Origin of the sequence: Frankia tisae, assembly GCF_025403405.1 — a bacterium.
In the GTDB taxonomy this organism is placed as follows: Bacteria; Actinomycetota; Actinomycetes; order Frankiales; family Frankiaceae; genus Frankia; species Frankia tisai.
Map to the genome: position 1 here is coordinate 1 of NZ_JANEZT010000022.1, position 22,516 is coordinate 22,516.

The following is a 22,516-nucleotide window of genomic DNA, read 5'->3' on the forward strand; positions in this document are numbered from 1 at the left end:
GCGTTGACGGCCGCGCGCCGGCGGGGCCGGGGGCGGCCGTCAACGCTGGTCCCCGACGCGCGGCGCCGGGGAGGCCAGCCGGCGCGGGCGCGCCGGCTGGCGCGGCACCCCCGCGACCGCCGGAACGGGCCGGGAGCCGTGGCGGTCGGGTCGGGTCACTACTCCAGCCTAGCGCGTAGCTGATCATCAGGTGTCCCATGCCTACCCGCCGACGGCCATCCACCGGGACAAACCGGGCGCGAAGCCCGGTGCGATGTGCACGATCCGCAGGACTCAGACCGCGCAAAACGCACCGTAACCGGTGCCGCCCGGGTTCGGACTCACTGATCTACAGGCCGACGCCCGCGCGCCAGAGCAGGTGGGCCATCCCGTGCACCAGGTGCAGGGCGCAGCGCCGCGCGTCCACCTCGGCCATGCCGGCGACGATGGCGGCCGCGTCGACCGGCCAGACGCGGACCTCCCGGCCGAGCACCGTCAGTGGTGACGGATCGTCGCGTCCCTCGAAGGCACGCCCGCTTGGCTCGACGAACAGGTGCAGCGACCGCCCGGCGGCCGGGAAGGATTCGCACCGCCAGTACAGCAGCGGCCAGGCATGAAGCCGCTCGCGGCGATGCACCCGGCGCGGCGACTGCCCGCCGGTGGCCGGCTCGCCGCCGCCATCCGCCGCGACCCGCGGGGGGAGGCTCCCGTGCGGGTCGACGACCGCGCGCGGCCGGGGCCCGTGCCGACCCGCGGTCCGGCGCGCCACGGTGCCGCGGGCCCGCACGGTGACCGGCGGCACCAGACTTTCCGTGGCACAGAAGTCCAGGAAGTCGCGGATCTGGGCATCGACGTGGTTCGCGACCGCGGCGGCGCGTTCGAGCCGCTGCGCCTCGGCGCGCTTCGAGCTGCGGATGGCGTGGCTGCCTCGTAGCAGCACGTCGGTGAGGGTGTCCGGCAGCGCCTCGCCGGTGGGGGAGAACCCGACGGGCCAGGCATCGGAGTCGGTCGGGCGCAGGTACCGGGGCCGCACCGCCGGCGCCCACAACGCCGGCCGGGTCTCCGTGACGGGCCGGGTCTCCGTGACGGGCCGGGTCTCCGTGACGGGCCGGGTGTCGGCGGTGACGGAGGCGGCCGGCGCCGGCATCTGGCCGGGCACGGAGTGATCGTCGCCGGACGGGCGGGACCCTGTACCGGCCACCGTCCTCACCCCCACCCGCCATCGCTGAACGTGACCACTCAAGCGTCGATGGTAACGCCGTGTAATGCAAGTGCGGTGGGTGGATGGTGGGCCGGCCGGGCGGGAGTGATGCCGGGCGGGATCAGACCAGTTCGTTGATGACCAGGGTCTGGTCCCGGCCCGGGCCGACGCCGATCGCGGAGACGGGGGCGCCGGAGAGATCTTCCAGCGCCCGGATGTAGTCCTTCGCCGTCGCGGGCAGGTCGGCGTACTTCCGCACGTCGGAGAGGTCCTCCTGCCAGCCTGGCAGCTCGGTGTAGATCGGGCGGGCGTGGTGGAACTCGGTCTGCGTCATCGGCATCTCGTCCACCCGCTTGCCACCGATGTCGTAGCCGACGCAGATCGGCACCCGGTCGAAGCCGGACAGCACATCCAGCTTGGTGAGGAACAGGTCGGTCAGGCCGTTGACCCGCACCGCGTAGCGGGCGATCACCGCGTCGAACCAACCGGTGCGCCGCGCGCGGCCGGTCGTCACACCGAATTCGCCGCCGATGCGCCGCAGCTCCTCGCCGACCTTGTCGTCCAGCTCGGTGGGGAAGGGGCCGGCGCCCACCCGGGTGGTGTAGGCCTTGATGATCCCGACCACCCGGTTGATCCGGGTCGGCCCGATGCCGGCGCCGGTTGCCGCGTACCCGGCGGTCGGGTTCGACGAGGTCACGAACGGGTATGTGCCGTGATCGACGTCGAGCAGCGTGCCCTGGGAGCCCTCCAGCAACACGACCTTGCCCTCGCGCAGCGCTCGGTCCAGGACGAGGCCGGTGTCGGCGATGTGCGGGCCGAGGCGTTCGGCGTAGGCGGCGTACTCCTCGACCACCTCGTCCACCTCGATCCGCCGCCGGTTGTAGACCTTCGCCAGGACCTGGTTCTTCTCCCGCAGCGCGAGTTCGAGCTTCTTGCGGAAGATGCCCGGGTCGAGCAGATCCTGGACCCGGATGCCGGTGCGGGCGACCTTGTCGCCATAGGTCGGGCCGATGCCGCGACCGGTGGTGCCGATCCGGGCCTTGCCCAGGTAGCGCTCGGTCACCAGGTCGAGGGCCCGGTGGTGCGGCATGATCAGGTGGGCGTTCGCGCTGATCAACAGGCGCGAGACGTCGATGCCCCGGGCGGCGAGCCCGTCCATCTCGGTGAGCAGCACGCCGGGGTCGATCACGACTCCGTTGCCGATCACCGGCACGCAGTCCGCCCGCAGGATGCCGCTGGGGATCAGGTGGAGGGCGTAGCGCTCCTCACCGATGACCACCGTGTGGCCGGCGTTGTTGCCGCCCTGGTATCGGACGACGTAGTCGACGGCGCCGCCCAGAAGGTCGGTCGCCTTTCCTTTTCCCTCGTCGCCCCATTGGGCGCCGATGAGGACGAGAGCGGGCACCGGGCGAGGTTACTAGGGATGGCACTCACGCGGGGCCGATCGCGCGATGCTCCTACCGCCCGACGCCGGTGTCTCACGGTGCGTCGAAGTCGAGTGCGCGGGCGGCGGCGGGATCGCTGTCGGCGAGGAATGCCTTGCAGCGGGTGGCTTCCTCGGTGTCCCCGATGGCCGCCGCGGCGCGCCCGAGCGCAGCCAGGGAACGCAGGAAGCCGCGGTTCGGCTCGTGCGACCAGGGAACCGGCCCGTTGCCCCGCCAGCCGGCGCGGCGCAGCGCGTCGAGCCCCCGGTGGTAGCCGGTGCGGGCGTATGCGTACGCCTCGACAGGCCGGTCGCCGGCCAGCGCGATCTCGGCCAGGGCGGCCCACGGGACGCTCAGCGCGGGCGAGGCGGCGGCCACGGCAGCTGGCGCTTCGCCCGCGGCCAGCGCGTCGGTGGCGATGGCGTCGGAAGGCAGCAGCGTCGGCGGCGGACCGGAGAGGAGGTTGCGGCCCGGATCGGACGGCGTTGTCATGGGAGCATCCTGCCGCACGGCCGGGGCGATGCCTCGCGCCGGGTCAGGATCGGACGGTGACGTTCCACAGGTTCTGGCCGACGGCACCGGGCTGGCCGTCGCTGACGCGGGTCAGGTAGCCGTAGAGGGCGGCGATGCCCTGGGACTGCGGACCGAACTTGCCGTCGACGGTGAGCACGAAGCCCTTGTTGCGCATCGCCGCCTGCCAGACGAAGGCGTCCGGGCGGACGTCGTCGCCATATCCGGCGTTGAGGACGGTGCCCTTGTAGGCGTTGTCGCCCATCTCCTGGCGGGCGCGGTCGAGCGTCATCGGCGGCTCTGCGGGGGTGAGGGCCTGCTCGATGACGTCGCCGGAACCGGAGCCGACCGAGGCCGGGCCGTTGTTCGTCAGGCCCATCTTCCGGGAGCAGGACGGCCAGGGGCTCCAGCCCCGGGCGTTGTAGAGCTTGGCGGCCGCCTCGTCCTGCGTGGCGGGGGACGCCTGGTAGGGCCGGCCGGAGTAGCCGAGGCCGTGCCACGTCTGGTCGTCGAACTGGTATCCGCCGGAAAAGCCGTTGTCGGTGTTGATGGAGTAGTTCCCGCCGGACTCGCACTGCCGGAGCTTGGCGAAGTCGTCGGCGGTGGCGGCGCCGGCGGGGGCTGCGGTGACCGCGAGCCCGCTGCCGACGATGGCCGTCACCGCACCGGTGGTGCGAAGGATACGACCCGCGGTCGAATGGGCCTGCGGGGCCCGATGTTTACCACCACGCTGTCCTGACGGCATGTCAGTCCAATCCCGATCGCCTGCGGGGTGAGCTGTCGGGTGCGGGCTGGGATGGCCCGGCCGGTCCGCCCCGGGCCGTCGGTGGTGCGTGGGAATCGTTCTCCCCACCGGATGGCTGGGACGAGCCTGCTTAACCCCAAGGGCGTCTGGGACGCCCGCATTGGTGGGTCCCCCACTCCTGCCCGTTGCGGTGCGTACTAGTGCCGACCGCTCGTACGTCGGGCAGGACTCGGCGTCCGTCCGAGCGGCCCCGCCAGGGTGGCGAGTGATCGGCACTCTAGCGATCGCGGTCCAGGGGGCGCAAACCGGGTGGTTCGGAGTAACCAGGTTGGGACACGCGAACGGCGGAGCCCGAGAGTGCCGCCCGATCGGGCGGCGGGGTGTGCCGGCGGCGCGGCTGGGGTATCCCGACCCCGCAGGGCGCATCCGGCGTGGAGAGGGTGGCCGACCGGCCCGTTTCGGAACGCGCAGCGGAGATCGTCCGGGCGTTCGGGCGGGCCGGTCGGGCCGAGTTGGTGAGCTTCCCTGCCGGTGTCACCGGGGTGGGAAGGTCGTCCGGGAGCCGTGACGCGCGTCCCCGCGTCCTGGGCCGGATGGACTATGTGTGGTACGTGCCGTTAGGCGGCGCGGCGATCGGCCGGATGGCTACCGCGCGTGATGCGGCGCTCAGCCGAAGGTGGCGTGCCAGGTCGCTGGGCCGACGATGCCGTCGACGGCCAGACCATGGGAGCCCTGGAAGGAACGGGCGGCGGCGGCGGAGCGTGGTCCGAAGTGGCCGTCGACCGCGATCGGGTAACCGAGCTGGCTCATCCGGGTCTGCCAGGCACGCACATCGGCGCGATCCTGCCTGACCAGCGCGGCCGTGAGGGTGCGGGTGAACCGCGGGGTGGTGGAGGCGACGGGGCTGACGGTCAGCGCGGCCCGCTGCGCCGAGCGCGACGCCTGCACCGCGCCGCTCGACGACGTGCCCCCCGCGAGTTGGTCGGCGCCCATCCCGCGGCCGCAGACCGGCCACTGGCCGAAGCCGGAACGCTGGGCGAGCCGGAGAGCGGCCTCGTCCTGGACTGCCGGGGCCGCCTGGTGTGGCAGGCCGGAGTAGCCGAGGCTGTGCCAGGTGCTGGCCGAGAACTGAAAGGCGCCAAAATATTTGTTTCCGGTGTTGGCCGTGTAGTCACCGCCGGACTCGCACTGTCGCAGACCCGCCCAGGTTGTCGCCGCCTCGGCCGGCTGGCTGACCGCAAGGGTGCCGCCCACCGCCGCCGCGAGAACCGGAGCAACCATGAGGGCCCGTGCCCTGATGCGGGTGCCGGCGCTCCATTGTCGGCCACTAGTACGTGCGTCGGACATATATTTGTGGTCCTTCCCCACGCCTGCGAGGTGAGCTGTCGGATTCGGGCTGGGAACTGCCCGGCCGTGCCAGGTATTCCTGGGGACGCGTGCTCGCACCGAAAGACCCTCGTGCGACCGTCACTCACGGCTTCACCCCGAGAGCATCGAATCCTTTCGACGCTCGGAGATGGTTCCCCCGTTCCTGCCGCCCAGGCTGGTGAAATCGCCGGTCGGGGGCAGGATTCGGCGTGCCGCCCGACGAATGCCAGACGTTGTTGTCGGCACGGCGAAGACCATAACCACGCCGCCCGGCGAGTCGCCAAGCATTGAATAGGGCACGTGAAAAAGAGCACAGTCGGCGCGCCTGCTTGAGTAGCCCTGGGGTGACTGGTAACGCGCGTGCGCGCCCGCTCATTAACCTGGCGGCATGGCTGGCGGGGGCATTTGTATCCGGCTGATCACCCTGTTTGCCGATGGGTGATGATAACCAGAGCGTGGTGAATCGCGCCGATTGGGTGACCTGCGGAGAAGCAATATCGACTGCGGGCCGACGCGCCGGATGGACGGATTGGCCCGAATACCCCAGTTCGTCCGGTCCAGCCTACCTGTGTGAGAAAAGATACTGAAACCTGGCGGTGACTTACAAAGATGTCATTCGGGTGCGCCGCGCGTCCGGCCGGACACGTGGCGAGACGGGGGCGCCCGGAGGCCCAGGTCCCGAGGTTGGATGTCCTGGTTGACTCCCCGGGACGTCCGGTGCGGCCGCACGTCCGCCTCGTGTGGGTTGATCTGGCCGAAACCCGCTGTCGGTAAGCGTGACCGGGCAACGGACCCGATGGGGACCACTCGGGGAAAAACAGTGGTCCCCCAGTCGCATGGTGCAACTGGGGGACCGTGGGCGCCCGCACGATACGGGACATCGTCGGGACCATCGCCGACGTGGAGCGTGCCGGCTGTCCGCTCGGCGCCGGTCCGGCCGGATCGGCAGGCCAGGCCGGCGATTCAGGTGAAAACCATCCGACCGGCGGACCCGGACCGGCCCGATGTTGCCCGTTTCGGCCTGACAGCTCCCGGCGGTGCACCCCGGGCGACGATCACCGGTGTGGTCCTCCGGGCCTGGACGGTTGCGGTTGGGCCGGGTTCGGAAGCCGGCGGTGGCTATGCCTTGCTGAGAGACCGACCGGCGGAGCGGAGGTCCTCGCAGGCCTGGGCCACGCGGGCCGCCATGCCGGTTTCGGCGAGCTTCCCGTAGGTCCGCGGGTCGTACGCCTTCTTCGCCCCGACCTCGCCGTCCACCTTGAGTACACCGTCGTAATTCCTGAAAGCGTGGTCCACGATGGGGCGAGTGAATGCGTACTGGGTGTCGGTGTCCACGTTCATCTTCACGACGCCGTAGTCCAGGGTCTCCCGGATCTCACTGAGGTCGGAGCCGCTGCCGCCGTGGAAGACGAGGTCGAACGGCTTTGCACCGGCCGGCAGGCCCAGCTTCTGGGCGACATGATCCTGGCCTTCACGAAGAATCGTCGGACGAAGTTTGACGTTTCCCGGCTTGTACACGCCGTGCACGTTGCCGAAGGTGGCGGCCAGCAGGTAACGGCCCTTCTCGCCCGAGCCGAGGACCTCGGCGGTCCGCCACATGTCGCCCGGCGTGGTGTAGAGCTTCTCGTCGATTGCGCCGACGACGCCGTCCTCCTCGCCGCCGACGACCCCGATCTCGACCTCGAGAACGATCTTCGCGGCAGCAGCGTCGGCGAGCAACTCCTCCGCGATCTTGAGGTTCTCCTCGAGCTCGACGGCCGAGCCGTCCCACATGTGAGACTGGAACAGCGGCTCGCGCCCGGCCGCGACCCGCTCCCTGGAGATCGCGATGAGCGGCCGGATGTAGGTGTCGAGCTTGTCCGCCGGGCAGTGGTCGGTATGCAGCGCGATGGTGACCGGGTAAGCCTTCGCGACGTGGTGGGCGTACTCGGCCAGTGCCTCCGCGCCCAGGACCATGTTCTTGATCGTCGAACCGGACAGGTACTCCGCACCGCCGGTGGAAACCTGCACGATCCCGTCGCTGCCCGCCTCGGCGAATCCCCGCAGGGCGGCATTGAGGGTCTGTGACGAGGTGACGTTGATCGCGGGGTAGGCGAAGGACTCGGACTTCGCCCGGTCGAGCATCTGGGCGTAGGTCTCTGGCGTGGCGATGGGCATCGGTGGGGCTCCTTGTCGAAGCTGTCGGGGCGCCGATCAGCCATGTACGGCGGCGCTGGGCAGCCCGATGGGACCTGCAGACCGCCGTTGGACTGTTGGTGGGCGAAGGGTATGACGGCACGCCCCGTCGGCGTGGTCGGATGCGGCCGACGTCGCCGGGGCAAAGTCGGCTTCCGACGCGGCGCGGGCGCGCAGGTGCCGCGGCGCCGGTGCCTCCCGCGGCGGTCCGGTGGCCGGTGCGCGGCTCGCGGGGCGTCCGGGGCAGCGTCGTGGACTTATCCGGTTGGCCCGCCGGGCGGCGCATACGCCCGATGGCCGAAACGTGGCGCCCTTCCCGGTGCGGTCGCGCGCGGGCGTGGCCCGGTGATGGCCCGGACGGGTGTGGTCCGTCGGCGGGCCCGGGACGTCAACCGCGGCGGCGCGCCCGCCACCGGGGCGGGCCCGCCCGGCACACTGGTCACGTGGACGTCGGCAGCCTGTCCGGGACGACGCTGTACATCGTCCTGTTCGCGATGATTTTTACCGAGAGCGGGATCCTGATCGGGTTCTGGCTTCCCGGGGACACGATCCTGTTCGCAGCCGGTTTGGTCGCCGCGGATGCCGGCGCGGACGTCTCGATCTATGTTCTGTCGGTCGGCGTCGCCGTCGCGGCCAGTGCCGGCGCCGCGGCCGGGTATTACACCGGTCACCGGCTGGGCCGGCCCTTCCTGGAACGCCGGTACGCCTCGGCCCTGGCCCGGACGGAGGAGTTCTACCGGCGGTTCGGGGCCGTCACACTGGTGGCTGCCCGGTTTGTTCCCTGGGCGCGGACATTCGCCCCGGTCCTGGCCGGCGCCGTCGCCATGCCGTGGCACCGGTTTCTCGTCGCTGTGGTGTCCGGCGCGGCGGTGTGGGGCACCGGGCTGATCCTGCTGGGCTACGCGGCCTCCGCGATCCCTGGCCTGCGCGACGCCACGGGCTGGCTCGCGCTGGTGGTGGTGGTCGCCTCCGTCCTGGCGGGGGTCGGCGGCGAGCTGCTGCGCCGCCGCGCCGCCCGGAGCCGGGATGCCCGGGGGGAGTCGCTCCCCGGACCGGCTCCCGCGCCGGCCGCCGACCGGGAGCCGGCGAGTGATGATCCCCGCCCGGTCGACGGTCCGCCGGAACCGATTCCGGGGCCGGGGCCGGGGCCGGAACCTGACCCCTCGGCGGCCTCGGCGGTCGATCGCAAGCGGTGACCCGCGGGGTCTCCGCCGCAGGGACGTCGACGTTGTCCCTTTGTGCCCCCCGCGCCAGGGCTTCCGCCCTGGCCGATTCGGCGGGTAATCTCCACCACATTGCTACCCGATCACATCGGGTAGGCGATGGGCGTCGAGGGTGGTAGTTCCTGACTACGCCCAGTTAGCCCTGATCGATCCAGGCACGAGGTCGGGGGGCCGACCGAGCGAAGGGTTCGATGCAACGCACGCGTAAGCGGCACCGGGCACCGCGGCGTTCGGTGGTGCCCGGGTTCGGCGTGGTGGGGGTCGTCCTGCTGGTGATGCTCGTGTCCGTGCTGTGGGTCGTCGGCGGCTCGCCCCCGGGGAACGCCGACGAGGCGGCCGCAGGTGCATCCTCCGGCCGGGCCGGGTCGGGCAGCCTCACCGCGGCGCGTACCGGGGCCCAGGCGTTGGCGGCCCCCATCGGTGGCATCGCCGGTGCGCAGCCGTCCCCGCGGGCCGGTCCGGGTGCGACGGGAATGGCCCCCGCGGGCGCCGCCGGTCTCGCCGCGCTCGGCCAGCCGGCCGCCCGGGCTCGACTGGTCGCCGATGCGATCACCGCCACGAACCGCGAGCGACGGGCGGCCGGCTGCCCGAACCTGGTGGCCGATCCGGTACTGACGGCGGTGGCCTGGGCGCACAGCGTCGACATGGCCGCATCGGGCTACTTCCGCCACGACAGCCCCGACGGTCGTAGCCCGTTCGACCGGATGACGGCTGCGGGCTTCGACTTCTCCGTCGCCGCGGAGAACATCGCCGCCGGGCAGCGCAGCGCCGCCGAGGTCGTCCGGGATTGGATGGACAGCCCCGAGCATCGGGCCAACATCCTCACCTGCTCGCTGACCCGGGTCGGCGTCGGCCTCGCGACGGGCGGCGTCTACGGCTACTACTGGACGCAGGACTTCGCGACCCCCGGAACGGGCCCCTGAGACGACACCCCGGTCCGATCACCGAGTGCGCCGTACCGCCCCCGGCACCGGCGGGTTCCGGTTGCGGGCGGGACCGGGGGCCGGCTGGCCGGGTGGACTCGCGCCGATGGTCCGCTGTCACGGGCCGGTCGATCCCGTAGGGTCGGGACGTCGTCGCCGACGGCAGCGAACGCGGCCCGGCCGGCGGAGCTGACTGCGGCGATCGCGACAGGATCGTCGACGCGGGTGACCCGGTCGTGGGTGATCCGGGTAGGAGGAGTGGGCCGTGGTTCGGGCGGTGGTCACCGGCGCGGCCGGGTTTCTCGGCGGAGCGCTTGCGCATGCCCTGCGTCGGCAGGGTGCCGACGTCGTCGCGCTGGATGTCCGGCGCGCACCCGGCGTGGTGCAGGCCGATATCAGCAGGCCAGGTGACTGGGAGCGGGCGCTCGACGGGGCCGGGCTGGTCATCCACGCAGCCGCGGTGGGCACCGGCGGCGTCGCGGAGCTCACCCCGGTACGCCCGGGTCGCGCGGGGGCGCCGCTGCGGGTCCCCGGCGCCGAGGTCCGGCGGGTGACCCTCGGTGGCACCGCCGCCCTGCTCGACGCGGCCGCCCGTGCCGGGGTCGCCCGCTTCCTGCATCTGTCCTGCGTGGACGTGTTGCCGCTGGTGGCGCCGCGCGGCAGCGAGCGGGCCGAAGCCGGGCTGGTGGGCGGCCCGCTGGTGGACGAGACCGCCCCGGTCGGCCTCACCGGGGATGCACGGGCCGACGCACTCGCCGCCGCCGAGCAGGCGGTGGGCTCGGCCGCAGCGCACGGGCTCGGTGCCACCGTCATGCGTATCGGCGATGCCTACGGCCCCCGCGCGGGGCGCTGGACGCTGTGGCCGGTGCTTCTCATGCGGGCCGGGCGGTTCGTGCTGGTGGACGGCGGCCGTGGCGTCCTCAGCCCGGTCCACGTCGACGACGTGGTCGCGGCGGTGACGGCGGTCGCCGCCGCGGATCGCGCCGCGGTCGCCGGCGAGGTGCTGCACGTCACCGGGGGTGAGCAGGTCAGCGCCGCCGAGTTCTTCGGGTACTACAGCCGGATGTTGGATCTGCCCTCGCCGCGGTCCGTGCCGGGCCGGCTCGTCGAGGCCGTGGACGCGTGGGATCGGGTCCGGGCACTCGGCGCGGGCCGCCTGGCGGCACCGAGGCCGTCGGCACCGGCGGGCGCTGTGCCTGAGGCGGAGGCACTGGAGCTGGCGGGGGCCGCCGAGGTGGCCGCACCGCCCGGCGCCGCCCCCTCGGCGTCCGTGCCGGGCCGACCCGCCGGTGCCCTGGTCCGCGATCTCGGGGCCCGGCTCGTGGCCGGCGTCGACCCGCGCGCCCGGGTGGACCTCGGGGCGCTCGGTCTGCGTGAACTGACCCGCGACGCCGGCTTCTCCATTTCCCGGATCGGCCGGCTGGCCGGCTGGTCGCCCGCCGTGTCGCTCGCCGACGGCATGGACCGCACCGAGTCGTGGCTGCGGGAACGGGGTCTGCTCGGGGTCCAGGAGCCGTCCCGCCGTGGGTGAAGGGCCGACCCTCACCACCCCCCGGCTGCTCGCCCTGCCACTCACCATCTGGAACGCCGGGTATGTCGCCGAGGAGCTCGCGCCCACGCTGGCGTTCACGGCGGTCGTCGCCCGGTCGGGCGGACGCGGCGGGGACGGAGTCGGCCCCCACGGCGGGATCGTCGGCACGGATCCGCACGCCGCCGCCCCGGACCCGCTCGACCCGGCCGGGTCGCTGCGCCGTGAGCTGCGCCGCCGGGCCGGCGCCGGCCGGTCGGTGCTGACCTGGGTGCTGCGGCTCAAGTCAGGGCCGGCGGCCGTCGGTCTGGTCGCCGCGGACACCCAGGGGCGCCGCGCGGTCGTCGGCGTGTCGATTGTGCTCGGGTGCCGGCACGAGGGCTACGCGACCGAGGCGGTCCGCGCTGTCGCCGGCTGGTTCGAGTACCGCGGCGCTCTGGTGGAGACGAGGATCCGCCGCGGCGACGGGATCGGGAAGCGGCTGGGACAGGCGACCTCGTTCGTGCCTACCCCCGTCCTGATAGCCGACTGGTGGCGGATCTGGCTGCGCCCGCCAACGGGTTGATCATCCAGGCGGTTACTCACCGTCATGTGGCTCGGCCGCTGCCCATCGGCGCGGCGCCACCTCGGCCGTCCCGGCTGGTCACGCGCCCGGCCCGGCCCATTTCATCCTTGCCAGACCGAAAATCCCTGCCCACCGTCGTTGCATGTCCTCGCGTGGAGTTGTGTCGGTGTTGCTGCGGTGGTGGCCTTCTGTCAGCCTGGCGGCATCCGTCTTCTCGTAGTTTCGTCGGCACAGGGCGAGCGGTGGACACGCCGCGACGGCAGCCCCCTGTTCAGACCGTGATGCCCTGGGGCACCATGTAAAGCGATGTCGCGACCGTTGGCCGACGGGTCGAGTGAGGGCGGGGCGTCCGAGACGGTCCGTGGGAGGTCCGCCTCGCGTCCGGGGAGGGGAGCCCGAACGGTTCGGCGCTACCTGCGCCTGGGAGGTCAGCAGCATGAGCGTGGATACCCCTCGGGGGACACCGGCCGGAATCCGGCCGGGAGAGGTCACCTACGACCATCTGATCATTCCGTCGCACTGGCGGCGGTCCAACGAGTCCACGCCTGGCGCGCCCAACGCGTTGTTTCCACCCGATGGCGGGGCACCCGCCCAGTCATCCCTGCCGCCGATCAACCCGACGACCGGAGCGATGACCGGTCCCCTGTTGGTCGGGACGACGGCACGGGCCTTCGCCAAGCTCGATGATCTGATCCGGCTCAGCGCCGAGGACAAGGCCGTCATCGCCGCCCGCCGGGACGAGGCCGAGCGGGCGCTGCGGGCGATCTTCCCGCCCCGGTGCGCGCTGCCGCTGGTCGGCGTCGCGACGATCGGGTCGGCCGGGCGGGACACCATGATCCGGCCGCTGGACGAAGTCGACATCTTCGCCGTCTTCTCCGCCGCGAACAGCGCCTGGAAGCGTTTTCGCTGGGACTCGCGCGACCTGGTGCTCTGCGTGCGCAACGCGATCGGCGGCGAGCGGATCCAGACGATCGGCAGCCGCGGCCAGGCGCTGCGCATCGTCTACGATTCGCCGCCCGACGTGCACCTCGTCCCCGCGTTCGACCACCCCCGGGCCGGCTATGTCATGCCCGACCGGGTCGGCGGCTGGCTGCCGACCCGCCCGGAGCGGCACACGAGCTGGACCGCCGACCTCGGCCCTCGGGTGATCTCGGCGGTGCGCCTGATCAAGGCGTGGAACCGGGTGTGCGGCAGCCATCTGCGCTCGTTCCACATCGAGGCGCTCGCCGGGCAGGTCCTCGCCGGGCGCGGGCTCAACACCCGGCAGGGGCTCGCCGAGGTCTTCCGCCACATGGACGAGGTCGGTCTGGTGGCGGCGGACCCGGCGGACGTCGGCGGTGACCTGTCCGCCTACCTGCGCCCCGAGGACGTCGACGCGCTCGCGGAGACCATCCGGGCCGCCCGGATCTACTCGGTGAAGGCGGTCGAAGCGGAACAGGCCGGGGAGCACGAGGAGGCCGTGGCCCTGTGGGGCTCGGTCTTCGGCCCGGAGTTCCCGACCTTCGGCTGAGCGGTCAGGTCATCCACCGGTGGTCCGGTAGGGCCGTGCGGCGCCCCAGCCGGGAGCGCTCGGCCTGGACGGCGACCATCCGCAGTGCCTCGGCTGTCGATGCGCAGCCCGTCCGGCGACTCGGACACGGTGTACAGATAGCCCGCGGATCTACACCCGATGGCGCGGCGGCCGTGGGCGCGGCGTCGAGATCGGTCCGCCGGGGGCGGCCGCCGGGGGAGTGCTACCGGTGTCGTTCGCGCGAGCCAATCGGCTGGGCCACCAGATGCGTCGGCCGATGTCCAGCGTCAGCGCCGGCACGAGGATCGACCGCACGACCAGAGTGTCGAGCAGGACGCCGAACGCGACCACGAAACCGACCTCGGTGAGCTGGACGAGCGGAAAGATGACGAGGGCGGAGAAGGTGGCGGCCAGCACGACACCCGCGGAAGTGATCACGCCGCCGGTGACGGCCAGCGCGTGCAGCACGCCGGGCCGGGGACCGATCCGCTCGACCTCCTCGCGGACCCGGGTCATGAGGAAGATGTTGTAGTCCACGCCGAGCGCGACCAGGAAGATGAACGCCAGCAGCGGCAGCGAGGGGTCGGCGCCGGGAAAGTTGAAGATCCAGCGATAGGCGACGGCGCTTGCGCCGAGCGCGGCGAGGTAGGACAGCACCACCGTCGTCATGAGCATCAGTGGGGCGACGATCGAGCGCAGCAGGAACATCAGCACCACGAGCACGACGGCGAGAACCAGCGGGATGATCATCTTGCGGTCGCGCACCGCGGACTGCCGCACGTCGAGGTTCACCGCCGTGTTCCCCCCGACCAGCGTGCCCGCGGCCGGGATCCGGTGCAGCCTGGACCGTAGCTCGCGCACGGTGTCGAACGAACGTTGGCTGTCCGGCTGATCCCGCAGGGCGACGAGGAACTGCACCTGGTTGCCGGCGCGGCCGATCTCGGCCGTCCCCGCCACCCCCGGCGTCGCCCGGATCGCGACACCGACCTGCGCCGCCGCCCGCTCGGAGGCGACGATGTACGTCGGCGCCGCGACTCCCGGCGGGAAACCTGCGGAGATCAGTTCGATGCCGCGCACCGACTCCACCCGGTGCCGGAAGCCCTGGTCCTGCCGCAGCGAGGTGTCCATCGTCAGCAGGCCGACGACGAGCGCCCCCAGCACCAGCGAGGTCCCCACCCATACCGCCCGCGGGCGCCGGTCGATCGCCGCGCCGATCCTGACCCAGCGCCCCGGCTCCTCGGCGAGGTCGAACTCGGTGAGATCCTCGTGACCGGGGGCGGTGGGCGCGGCCAGTGCGTTCAGGTGAGCGGTCCGCGCCGCAGGTCCCCGCAGGGCCGTGTCGGTGACCGGGGGATGTTCTCCGAAGCGGGGGACCAACGGCCAGAACAGCCGGCGTCCGCAGAGCACCATCGCCGCCGGCAGCAGCGTGGTCATCGTCACCAGTGCGGTCACGATGCCGATCGCGCCGACCGGCCCCAGCCCGCGGTCGGAGGCCAGTTCCCCGATCAGCAGGCAGAGCATCCCGATGACGACGGTGCCGGCGGAGGCCAGGATCGCGGGGCCAGCGCGCCGCATCGCCTCCCGCATGGCGTGGGCCGGATCCCGATGGCGGGTGAGTTCCTCCCGGTAGCGGGCGATGAGGAGCAGGGCGTAGTCCGTGCCGGCCCCGAAGACGAGTACCCGCAGGATGCCCGCACTCTGCCCGTTGACGGTCAGCCCGCTGTGCCGGGCGAGCAGGCTGATGATCCCGGCCGCGGTCTGGTCCGCGATGCCCACCGACACCAGGGGAACCAGCCACAGCAGCGGGCTTCGGTAGACCACCAGCAGGATCGCGGCGACGATCCCCGCGGTGACGATGAGTAGCCAGCTTTCGATCGTCCTGAACGTCTGGAAGGCGTCGGCGATCAGCCCCGCAGGCCCGGTGATCGCGATCTCGGTCCCGGCGGGGGAACGCCGGGCGGCGATCCGGCGCATCTCGCGCACGTTGTCGGTGAACTGGGCGGCGTCGTCGAGCTGGGCGAGGGGGACGGTGAGGATCAGCGCTCGCCCGTTGGGGGAGATGATCGGTCCGAGGACAGGGCCGGAGGCGAAGGGGCGCAGCGCCCCGCCGATGGCGGCGGCGGCGGACCGGTCCGCCGGGGTCAGGCCCGCCGGCCTGGTCATGACGACGATGGCCGGGACGGCCTCCCCCCCGGGGAAGTGGTGCTGCGCGGCGAGCAGGCGGGTCGACTCGGCGTCCGCCGGGAGGAAGGCGCTCGCGTCGTTCTTCTGGGCGTCCGCGAGGCGGAAGGCCAACGGGCTCGCCGCCGCGCCGACGGCGAGCCAGAAGGCAATGATCACCCAGGCCGAGCGGCGTCCGATCACCCATGACACGACCCGCCAGCCTCCTGTTCGGCAGTGCTGCGCCCGTCCGCCGGCAAACGGTGCCCGACGGTCACTCCCGCGATGCCGTCGCGATCTCCCGGCTCAGCCGGTGTCACGGCCCCGACGGAATCGTCGCAGCTCCGCGGCCCAGACGCCGAGTCGCGCGGGGCGCAGCCGGGGCGCTTACGGCCGATACGTTCGATCTGCGGCGGCAGGGTCCGTGGCAGCCCAGGCGAGGGCGATGTCCGCCGCGACGGCGACGTTGTTCCGCACGGCGTTGATGTTGACCTCCAGGCTCGCGCCGTCGGTCTCCCGGTGAAAGGTCTCCAGGAGGAACGGGGTGACGGCCTTTCCTCGGATGCCACGTTCCGCGGCCCAGGCCAGAGCGTCGGCCAGCACCTTGTCGTGCAGGGCCGGGTCGAGGGCCTGGTCGCTGGGCAGCGGGTTGGCCACGACAATCGCCGAGGTGAGCCCCAACGTGTCGGCCGCCGTCATCGTCGTGGCGACCTGGCTCGCGTCGCCGACCCGCCAGTCCAGGTCGTAGGTGGTGTGCGGCAGGTAGAAGCCGGGGAAGGTCGACGTCCGATAGCCGATGACGGTGATTCCCAGCGTCTCGAGCCGTTCGAGGGTCGCGCTGATGTCGAGGATCGACTTGACCCCGGCGCTCACGACGGTGATCGGCGTGCTCGCCAGGGTCACCAGGTCGGCGGATTCGTCGAAGCTGTCCCCGGCGCCGCGGTGCACCCCGCCGAGACCTCCGGTGGCGAACAGGCGAATCCCGACGCGGGACGCGAGCAGAGCGGTGGAGGCGACTGTCGTTGCTCCGGTCCACCCCGTGGCGCAGGCGACCGGCAGATCACGTACGGACAACTTCACCACGTGGGTGTCGTCGGCAATGCGGCGCAGATCCGGTTCGTCCAGGCCGATCCGGGGCACCCCGTCGATCACCGCGATCGTCGCGGGGGTCACGCCCCGGTCGCGGGCCTGTTGTTCCAGCTCCATGGCGACCTCACGATTGCGGGGCCGGGGCAGCCCGTGCGCGATCAATGTCGACTCCAGTGCGACTACCGGTGCCCCGCCGGCCAGCGCATCCCGCACGGCTGCCGAGACGACGATGTTCGATCTGCCCGCCATGGGCTGACCCTACGTCGTTCCGCCTCCGCCCGATCAGTCGGAAATGGGCGGTCCGCCCGAGGTAACCGGGCGACGGCGGGCGGTGTCGCCGGCGTTCACCGCTCGTGCCTCACTGCCCGCGAGCGCGCTCGGCCCGAAACCGCAGCGGCACGCTGTACAGAGTCGCGAACCGCTCGACCGAACCGAACACGTTCTTCGCCCACTCGCTGTACTTCGCGAGGTATCCGGGGTTCTGATCTGCGGGCACGGCGTCCAGGTCGGTGGTGAGCACGCCGGTGAGGACGACGAAGTCGCCCCCGCGGCCGTCGTCGTCCAGGTGCAGGGAGCTGCGCGGATTCGCCTGGATCCGGCTCAGTCGCCGCGCGGTGGGTTCGCTGTAAAGCTGGGCGCTGGCGGTGGCAGAGTCCCACAGGAACCAGATCGGCGCGGGCTGCGGGGTTCCCGACCGGTCGGTGGAGGTCAGCCAGGCGATCCGGTCCTCGTCCAACCGCCGGGCGACCTTCGCCCCGAACGCGGTGTCGGGATCGGGAAGTACGGACATCGTCGGCTCCTACAGGGCCTTGGTGGTCGGCTTGATCGCGGCCGAGACGATCAGCCCGGAGCCACCGGGGACGGCGTCGACCAGCACGTCGTCACCGTCGCGGACCTGGCCGGCGAGCAGTTCCCGGGCGAGCTGGTCGCCGATCGCCGTCTGGACGAGGCGCCGCAGCGGCCGCGCCCCGAACACCGGGTCGTAGCCGACATCGGACAGCCAGGCCTTGGCGGGGTCGGTGACCTCAAGGCCGATCCGCCGCTCGTGCAGCCGCGCTCGCAGCCGGTCGAGCTGGAGATCGACGATGTGGGTCAGCTCGTCGCGGCCGAGCTGGTCGAAGACGAGGACGTCATCGAGCCGGTTGAGGAACTCCGGCTTGAAGGCGTCCCGCACCGCGACCATCACGGACTCGCGCCGCACCTGCGGGCTCAGGGTGGGATCGGCGATGAACTGCGAGCCCAGGTTCGAGGTCAGGACGAGGATCGTGTTCCGGAAATCGACCGTGCGTCCCTGGCCGTCGGTCAGCCGCCCGTCGTCGAGGACCTGCAGCAGCACGTCGAAGACGTCCGGGTGAGCCTTCTCGACCTCGTCGAGCAGGATGACGCTGTAGGGCCGGCGGCGGATCGCCTCGGTGAGCTGACCGCCGGACTCGAACCCGATGTAGCCGGGCGGGGCCCCGATCAGCCGGGCGACCGAGTGCTTCTCGGCGTACTCGCTCATGTCGATACGCACGACCGCCCGCTCGTCGTCGAACAGGAAGTCGGCCAACGCCTTCGCGAGCTCCGTCTTGCCGACGCCGGTCGGACCGAGGAAGAGGAACGAACCGGTGGGCCGGTCGGGGTCGGCGATGCCGGCCCGGGCCCGGCGCACCGAGTCGGACACCGCCCGCACCGCCTCGTCCTGACCGATCACCCGGGCGTGCAGCTCGGACTCCATCCTCAGCAGCTTCGCCGTCTCACCCTCGAGCAGCCGGCCGGCCGGGATGCCCGTCCAGGCACCGACGACCTCGGCGACGTCGTCCGGGCCGACCTCTTCGTTGAGCATCGCCCCGCCGTGCGAGTCCGCGGCGGCCAACGCGTCGGTGGCGTCGGTCAGCCGCCGCTCCAGCGTCGGGATCGTGCCGTAGCGCAGCTCACCGGCCTTCGCCAGGTCGAGGTCGCGCTCGGCCAGCTCCGCGGCGCGGCGCACGTTCTCCAGCTCCTCCTTGATCTTCTGGACCTCGGAGATCGAGTCCTTCTCCCGGTGCCAGCGCGCCGTGAGGCTCGACAGCTCCTCGCGCCGGTCCGCCAGCTCGCGTTGCAACCGGCCGCGCCGCTCCCGGGAGGCCTCGTCGTTCTCCTTCGACAGCGCCAGGTCCTCGATCTCCAGCCGGCGCACGGCCCGCTCGAGCTCGTCGATCGCGACCGGGCGGCTGTCGATCTCCATCCGCAACCGGGACGCGGCCTCGTCCATGAGGTCGATCGCCTTGTCCGGCAGGAAGCGGGCGGTGACGTAGCGGTCGGACAGGGTCGCCGCGGCGACCAGCGCCGCATCGGTGATGCGCACCCCGTGGTGCACCTCGTAGCGCTCCTTGAGGCCGCGCAGTATGCCGATGGTGTCCTCGACGGTCGGCTCGCCGACGAGGACCGGCTGGAAGCGCCGCTCCAGCGCCGGGTCCTTTTCGATCCTGGTGCGGTACTCCTCCAGGGTGGTCGCGCCGATCATGCGCAGCTCACCGCGGGCGAGCATGGGCTTGAGCATGTTGCCCGCGTCCATCGCGCCCTCGGCGCTGCCGGCGCCGACCACGGTGTGCAGCTCGTCGATGAACGTGATGATCTGTCCCTCGGCCTCGCGGATCTCGTTGAGAACCGAGGTCAGCCGCTCCTCGAACTCGCCGCGCAGCTTGGAGCCGGCGACCATCGAGCCCAGGTCGAGCGAGACGATCCGCCGGCCGCGCAGCGACTCGGGTACGTCGCCCGCCACGACCCGCAGCGCGAGACCCTCGACGATCGCGGTCTTGCCGACGCCCGGCTCGCCGATGAGGACCGGGTTGTTCTTGGTTCGCCGGGACAGCACCTGGATCACCCGGCGGATCTCCGCGTCCCGGCCGATCACCGGGTCGAGCTTGCCCTGCTGGGCCCGCTCGGTGAGGTCGATCGAGTACTTTTCCAGCGCGCGGTAGGACCCCTCGGGGTCGCGGCTGGTCACCCGCCGGGCACCGCCGCGGACCTTGTCGAAGGCGCCGCGCAGCGCGTCCGGGCTCGCACCGGCGGAGGTCAGGATGCGGCCGGCCTCGCCTCCCTCCTCGGCGAGCGCGACGACGAGGTGCTCGACCGAGGTGTACTCATCGCCCAGCCGGGCGGCCTGTCCCTCGGCGCTGTTGAGCACGGTGAGGAGCTGGCGGGACAGCTGTGGCGCCGAGACGCTCATCCCGGTGGCCCTGGGCAGCCGGGATACCGCGGCCTCGGCCTTCGTCCGGACCGTGTCGACGGAGGTGCCGGCCGAGGACAGCAGCGTCGCACCGACCCCGTCGGGAGCCTCGAGCAGGGCGGTGAGCAGGTGGAGGGGGTCGACGAGCGGTGACCCGTCGCCGGTGGCTCGACTGATCGCCGCGGAGAGAGCCTCCTGCGAGCGGGCGGTGAGGCGTTCAGCGTTCATGGCGGATCCCAGTGTGGTCAGGTGCGTGCAGTGTCATCCCTTGCAACGCTCAGCATAGCTGAGTCGTTCCCGCTCAATGTTGAGGTGAGATTCGTGCCGGGCAGTCAACGGCGGGGAAGCGGCCGCCACACCACGATCGCCCCGCGGTCGACCGGGACGAGGTCGCGCCGGTGGCTGGCGTGCGCCTCGGCCACCTGGCGCTCCGCGTCGACGCGGGCCCGGGCGAGTTCCTCGGCAAGCTGGCGGACCTGTGCCTGCAGCGCCAGCACCTGAGCACTGAGGTGCAGGATCTGCCGGATGCCCTCCAGGTTGACGCCCTCCTCCTGGGACAGGCGCTGGACCTCCCGCAGCAGGGCGACGTCCCGGGCGGAATAGCGTCGCCCCCGGCCCGCGGTACGGCCCGGGGTGACCAGCCCGAGTCGGTCATAGGACCGCAGGGTCTGCGGGTGCATGCCCGCGAGCTGCGCCGCAATGGAGATGACGTAGACCGGTGCGTCCTCGTCGTGAGCGGGGCCGGGCAGCGGACCGGTCGGGTAGTACCCCTCCGGCCGGACCTCGGCGGCCGAGGTCAGTGGGTCCGACGGCGATCGTTCCCCCGGCCGTCGCGCCGGAGCCGTTTGTGCGTGTGGCGCGGCCGGCGGGTCGGACGTGCGATTCGGCCGCGCGGTCATCCCTCTGCCTCCATCCGTTCCATCAACGGCGCCCGTGGGTCTTCGGGATGGGCCTGGGCGAACTCGAGCAACGCCGTGCGTGCGCGCGGCGAGAGATCGGCCGGCTTGGGCACAGTCACCTCCAGCGTCACGATGAGATCACCGTTTCCGCCGCCCGACGTCGGGACGCCGCGTCCACGCGCCCGTAGTCGCCGTCCGCTGGACGTGCCGGCCGGTACCTTCACCGTGAGCGGCGCGCCGTCGAGAGTCGGCACCCGGACCGACGCGCCCAGGGCCGCCTCGGTGATCGTGATGGGGAGCGTGATGGTCAGGTTGCTGCCCTCCCGGTCGAAGACGGGATGGCGGAGCACATGGACCGTCACCTCAAGGTCACCGGCCGGGCCGCCGCGCTCCCCGGGCGTGCCGCGGCCGCGCACGCGCAGTCGCTGCCCGTCACTGACGCCGGGTGGGATGCGGATGCGCTGCTCGCGCTCGCGGCGACCGGAGCCCCGACAGTCCGGACAGGGGTGGTCGATCAGCGTGCCCTTGCCCAGGCAGTCGCGGCAGGGCTCGGACAGCGCGAATCCGCCCTGGGAACGGGAGACGACGCCGAGCCCCCGGCAGGTCGGACAGGTCCGTGGGGATGTCCCCGGCCGGGCCCCGCTGCCTTCGCAGGTGTTGCAGGTCGCGGCGCCGGGCAGCCGGACCGACGCCTCCAGCCCGGTCAGCGACTTCTCGAACGGGATGGTGACCTCGGCCTCGATGTCGCCGCCCCGGCGGGGCCCGCGGCCCGGCGACGACCGCTGAAACATGTCGAAGAAACCGCCGAGACCGCCGCCCGCCCCGCCGAGGAGATCCTCGAAGTTGACGTTCGGTCCGCCGCCGTAACCCCCGCCGGGCGCGCCGAAGCCGCCGGGAGCGCCGAAGCCCCCGTAGCCGCCGGGCCGCCCGCCGTCGAGGCCACCCGACCGGCCGCCGGCCGCGAACAGCGCCCGAGCCTCGTCGTACTCTCTCCGACGACTCTCGTCGGAGAGAACGTCGTAGGCCTCGGACACCTCCTTGAACCGGGCCTCTGCCTTGGCGTCGCCCGGGTTCTTGTCCGGATGCAGCTCTCGGGCGAGCTTCCGGTACGCCTTCTTGATGTCGGCCGCCGAGGCGTCCTTAGGAACGCCGAGAGCGGCGTAATAGTCCTTCTCGACCATGTCGCGAACACTCACAGCGCCCCTCCTTTCCTCATCGTGTCGTCCCGCACGGGCTGCCCGCCCGTGCGGGACGGCCGGCCACCCTCAGTCGGCGCTGACAGTGGGCCCGCCGTGATCAGGGCGGGGGATACTGCCGGTGTCGTCCGGGAGCGGACTCGGCCGCTCCGCCGGCTCGTCCGGCCGCCCGGACCCGCGGGCCGCTGCCTCGTCAGCTCGCGGCTCGGCTTCGGCTGGCGCCGCCACCTCGCCCGTGGGCTCCGCGACCGCCACCTGCGCGGGGCGCAGGACCCGGCCCGCGTGCGAATAGCCGGCCCGGAAGACGTCCACACAGGTCGGGCCGGTCACGTCGGCCCGGTAGGAGTGCATGAGCGCCTCATGGACGGACGGGTCGAACTCGTCGCCCGGCGAACCGTAGCGTTCGAGCCCGGCGGTTTCCAACGTCGTCTCGAGGGCCTCGGCGATGGCCTTGAACGGTCCTTCGAGATCCCCGTGGTCACGGGCACGACCGATGTCGTCGAGGGCTGGCAGCAGGCTGGCGAGCAGCTTGGCGGTCGCCTGTTCGCCGCTCTGCTGGCGGTCCCGCTCGACCCGCCGGCGGTAGTTGTCGAACTCCGCCTTCAGTCGCTGCAGGTCCGCCGTGCGCTCGGCGATCTGGTGTTGCAGGGAGGCGACGAGCTCACCGTCGACCTCCTGGGTGGGAGCGCCGGTGGGAGCAGTGCCCGCCGGTGCGTCGGGCACGGTGGCGGCATCCGCCCGCACCTCGCCGCTCTCCGGGTCGATCCGTCGCCGATCGCGCACGACCACGCGAGGCTCCTCCCCGTCGTCCCTGCCCGCACCCCACCAGTC

The 22,516-nt window shown here is 72.2% G+C and carries 18 protein-coding genes and 1 riboswitch; of the genes, 5 read left to right on the forward strand and 13 right to left on the reverse strand.

Annotated features, from left to right (window positions below):
• Nucleotides 1-328: 328 nt before the first annotated feature.
• The 6 genes from NBZ85_RS03760 to fbaA all read right to left on the reverse strand — a co-directional run bounded on the left by NBZ85_RS03760 (nt 329) and on the right by fbaA (nt 7,384).
• On the reverse strand, nt 329-1,180 hold the full coding sequence (locus NBZ85_RS03760; RefSeq protein ID WP_261561519.1) for a hypothetical protein: 852 nt from the start codon (nt 1,178-1,180) through the stop codon (nt 329-331).
• 121 nt (nt 1,181-1,301) lie between these two features.
• Nucleotides 1,302-2,585: an adenylosuccinate synthase gene (locus NBZ85_RS03765; protein ID WP_261554563.1), complete on the reverse strand. Its 1,284-nt coding sequence runs from the start codon at nt 2,583-2,585 to the stop codon at nt 1,302-1,304.
• A 73-nt stretch (nt 2,586-2,658) separates the two neighbouring features.
• On the reverse strand, nt 2,659-3,096 hold the full coding sequence (locus NBZ85_RS03770; RefSeq protein ID WP_261554564.1) for a DUF3151 domain-containing protein: 438 nt from the start codon (nt 3,094-3,096) through the stop codon (nt 2,659-2,661).
• Between the two features lie 43 nt (nt 3,097-3,139).
• Entirely contained in the window at nt 3,140-3,859 is a 720-nt protein-coding gene (locus tag NBZ85_RS03775) for a transglycosylase family protein (RefSeq protein ID WP_261554565.1), read from the reverse strand.
• Nucleotides 3,860-4,525: 666 nt separating this feature from the next.
• Entirely contained in the window at nt 4,526-5,206 is a 681-nt protein-coding gene (locus tag NBZ85_RS03780) for a transglycosylase family protein (protein WP_261554566.1), read from the reverse strand.
• Between the two features lie 19 nt (nt 5,207-5,225).
• Nucleotides 5,226-5,437: riboswitch (cyclic di-AMP (ydaO/yuaA leader) on the reverse strand.
• A gap of 909 nt (nt 5,438-6,346) precedes the next feature.
• The gene (fbaA, locus tag NBZ85_RS03785; protein WP_261554567.1) at nt 6,347-7,384 is read right to left on the reverse strand and encodes a class II fructose-bisphosphate aldolase; all 1,038 of its coding nucleotides are present in this window, start codon (nt 7,382-7,384) and stop codon (nt 6,347-6,349) included.
• A 461-nt stretch (nt 7,385-7,845) separates the two neighbouring features.
• Here fbaA and NBZ85_RS03790 point away from each other — a divergent pair, with 461 nt between their 5' ends.
• The 5 genes from NBZ85_RS03790 to NBZ85_RS03810 all read left to right on the forward strand — a co-directional run bounded on the left by NBZ85_RS03790 (nt 7,846) and on the right by NBZ85_RS03810 (nt 13,151).
• Nucleotides 7,846-8,598 (forward strand): DedA family protein, encoded by a 753-nt coding sequence (locus tag NBZ85_RS03790; protein ID WP_261554568.1) that lies wholly within the window; start codon nt 7,846-7,848, stop codon nt 8,596-8,598.
• 218 nt (nt 8,599-8,816) lie between these two features.
• The gene (locus tag NBZ85_RS03795; RefSeq protein WP_261554569.1) at nt 8,817-9,548 is read left to right on the forward strand and encodes a CAP domain-containing protein; all 732 of its coding nucleotides are present in this window, start codon (nt 8,817-8,819) and stop codon (nt 9,546-9,548) included.
• A gap of 265 nt (nt 9,549-9,813) precedes the next feature.
• Nucleotides 9,814-11,079, forward strand: a complete 1,266-nt coding sequence (locus tag NBZ85_RS03800; protein WP_261554570.1) for an NAD-dependent epimerase/dehydratase family protein — start codon at nt 9,814-9,816, stop codon at nt 11,077-11,079.
• Nucleotides 11,072-11,641 carry a GNAT family N-acetyltransferase gene (locus NBZ85_RS03805; protein ID WP_261554571.1) on the forward strand — a complete coding sequence of 190 codons (570 nt, stop codon included), beginning with the start codon at nt 11,072-11,074 and terminating at the stop codon, nt 11,639-11,641. The genes NBZ85_RS03800 and NBZ85_RS03805 overlap by 8 nt, the downstream gene beginning before the upstream one ends.
• Before the next feature lie 436 nt (nt 11,642-12,077).
• Nucleotides 12,078-13,151 carry a nucleotidyltransferase domain-containing protein gene (locus NBZ85_RS03810; RefSeq protein ID WP_261554572.1) on the forward strand — a complete coding sequence of 358 codons (1,074 nt, stop codon included), beginning with the start codon at nt 12,078-12,080 and terminating at the stop codon, nt 13,149-13,151.
• A gap of 150 nt (nt 13,152-13,301) precedes the next feature.
• On the opposite strand, the gene NBZ85_RS03815 is transcribed toward NBZ85_RS03810, so the two are convergent.
• The 7 genes from NBZ85_RS03815 to grpE form a co-directional block, all read right to left on the reverse strand.
• The gene (locus NBZ85_RS03815; RefSeq protein ID WP_261554573.1) at nt 13,302-15,524 is read right to left on the reverse strand and encodes an MMPL family transporter; all 2,223 of its coding nucleotides are present in this window, start codon (nt 15,522-15,524) and stop codon (nt 13,302-13,304) included.
• A gap of 174 nt (nt 15,525-15,698) precedes the next feature.
• Nucleotides 15,699-16,649 carry a pseudouridine-5'-phosphate glycosidase gene (locus tag NBZ85_RS03820; RefSeq protein WP_261554574.1) on the reverse strand — a complete coding sequence of 317 codons (951 nt, stop codon included), beginning with the start codon at nt 16,647-16,649 and terminating at the stop codon, nt 15,699-15,701.
• Nucleotides 16,650-16,758: 109 nt separating this feature from the next.
• Nucleotides 16,759-17,190 carry a TIGR03667 family PPOX class F420-dependent oxidoreductase gene (locus NBZ85_RS03825; RefSeq protein ID WP_261554575.1) on the reverse strand — a complete coding sequence of 144 codons (432 nt, stop codon included), beginning with the start codon at nt 17,188-17,190 and terminating at the stop codon, nt 16,759-16,761.
• Nucleotides 17,191-17,199: 9 nt separating this feature from the next.
• Nucleotides 17,200-19,818: an ATP-dependent chaperone ClpB gene (clpB, locus tag NBZ85_RS03830; RefSeq protein ID WP_261554576.1), complete on the reverse strand. Its 2,619-nt coding sequence runs from the start codon at nt 19,816-19,818 to the stop codon at nt 17,200-17,202.
• A 104-nt stretch (nt 19,819-19,922) separates the two neighbouring features.
• A complete protein-coding gene (locus NBZ85_RS03835; protein ID WP_261554577.1) occupies nt 19,923-20,489 on the reverse strand; it encodes a heat shock protein transcriptional repressor HspR in 567 nt (188 codons plus the stop codon).
• Nucleotides 20,486-21,685: a molecular chaperone DnaJ gene (gene dnaJ / locus NBZ85_RS03840; RefSeq protein ID WP_261554578.1), complete on the reverse strand. Its 1,200-nt coding sequence runs from the start codon at nt 21,683-21,685 to the stop codon at nt 20,486-20,488. Before dnaJ ends, NBZ85_RS03835 begins: the two co-directional genes overlap by 4 nt.
• Before the next feature lie 69 nt (nt 21,686-21,754).
• On the reverse strand, nt 21,755-22,468 hold the full coding sequence (gene grpE, locus NBZ85_RS03845) for a nucleotide exchange factor GrpE (RefSeq protein ID WP_261554584.1): 714 nt from the start codon (nt 22,466-22,468) through the stop codon (nt 21,755-21,757).
• Between the last annotated feature and the right edge of the window lie 48 nt (nt 22,469-22,516).